The following is a 1,587-nucleotide window of genomic DNA, read 5'->3' as shown; positions in this document are numbered from 1 at the left end:
CAGGCAACGTTCGCCCCTTCGCGTTGCCTGCCGCGGCACTAGGGACGGTCCGGTTCCAGGGCTGTGCGGACCGCGGCCAGGATGGTCTCCGTGTCGGCGCCCAGGGCACGGGCGGCGGAGGTGAAGTCGCGTGCGAGGGTCGCCAGTTGGGAGGCGTGGGGGCGGGCCGGACCATACGGGGGTGCCGCGACCCGGGAGCCCGCTCCGCGGCGGGTGCGGATGAGCTCGGTGCTGGCCGAGAGCCCCGCCCCCGGACTGGTGCAGCATCCGGAGACGATGCCGAGGGAGTTCGGCTCGCTGAGCCTCTTCTACAACCAGTTCAGTCTGCCCGAGGACAAGGGGCCCTTCGCCACGAGCTTCAAGGAGTCCTACGACGTCTCCGCCGACAGCGACGCCGCCGCGGGCTACGACGCGGTGCGGGTCTTCTTCCGGGTGATGAACGACATGCTCGACACCGACCCGCAGTTCACCCCCAGTGCCGTCGTCACGTATCTCCAGTCGACAGGAGTCACCGACTTCGTCGGCGAGTCGGGGATCATGACCTTCGGGAAGGGCCGCAAGCATCCGGTGAACAAAGAGGTCGACATCCGGGAGATCACCGCGGGCGGCGCCATCGTCGACGACCTGACGTGCGGGGCGGTGGACGTGAGAGCGGCTCCGGTGACGCGATGGGGACCCTCCGGCACCTTCATCTGTCCCGAGGACGACTGAGAACCTCCCTCTGGCACGCGTCCGGGCACGGCCGCCCGGACGTGTGGCCAGGGTCGGCCGCCCGCAGCGGGCACCCTCCTCACCGGACCGCCTGACTCCGCTTCTCTGCGGCGGAGTTGAGGTCGCGAAATGCCGCCGGTACGAGGCAACCCCCCGGCTTGCTCCTCCGTCCTCGTGGGACGGGGGAGCGCTTCGGGACCAACGGGGCGACGGGGGCGAATGCCGACCAGGAGGAGAAAACCTTGTTCCGTGTCCGGCGCACAGGGGTTGTGGCCGCGGTGTTACTCGCGGCGCTCGCGGGATCGCCAGGATCGACCCAGGCACAACAGCACACAGCCGGTTCCGCGCGGTCCGCGGGACTCGTCTCCGCCACGGATGCCGACGACCCCGGCGGACTGCCCGCCGGATGGAGCCTCACCGGCGAGGGAGCGGCACGGCAACTGGTCTGGCGCTCGGACAAGCCGGTCCCCATCAGCGACGCGGGGGTCGCCTTCTACTCCGGGGACCGGTTCCTGGGCCGGCCCGTCGGATCGTCCGACGGCCGCTCCTTCCGACTCGCGCTGGGCCCGGCATCAGTCGGGAAACCGTCCGACCTCCAGGCGCGGACCGGCGAACGGCGCCTGGACGCCGCGGGAGCCGGGGCCGTCCGGCCCGCCGCGCCGGACGGGCCCGGGGGACGGCCCGGACTGTCGGGCCGGCCTTCGACACGCTTTCCGGTGAACGCCGTCGACCCCGGAAAGCCGGGCCCCTACGGGACGGCCACCGGCGACTACAAGCTGCCCTCGGTCCGCCTGCCCGGCCTCGCCGAGCGCGTGGGCCCGCGGCGAGGATCAGGCCGCCGATGGCGCTGCCCAGGGAGTACCCGACGCTGCGGAC

General features: G+C 72.2%; 1 protein-coding gene and 1 pseudogene. Both read left to right on the top strand.

Translation table 11 applies throughout. The annotated features are described in order from the left end of the window. The first annotated feature begins 219 nt into the window (after nt 1–219). The gene (locus ACWEBX_RS40395) at nt 220–711 is read left to right on the top strand and encodes a hypothetical protein (protein ID WP_451889674.1); all 492 of its coding nucleotides are present in this window, start codon (nt 220–222) and stop codon (nt 709–711) included. A gap of 269 nt (nt 712–980) precedes the next feature. Then, nucleotides 981–1,587, top strand: a pseudogene (locus ACWEBX_RS40390) (hypothetical protein); the annotation flags it as partial.

The organism is Streptomyces sp. NPDC005070 (assembly GCF_053600395.1).
This window is presented reverse-complemented; position numbering and strand designations above follow the sequence as displayed.

Coding starts and splice junctions, on each gene's coding strand:
- ACWEBX_RS40395 (WP_451889674.1), top strand. CDS start 220: ATGAGCTCGGTGCTGGCCGAGAGCCCCGCCCCCGGACTGGTGCAGCAT.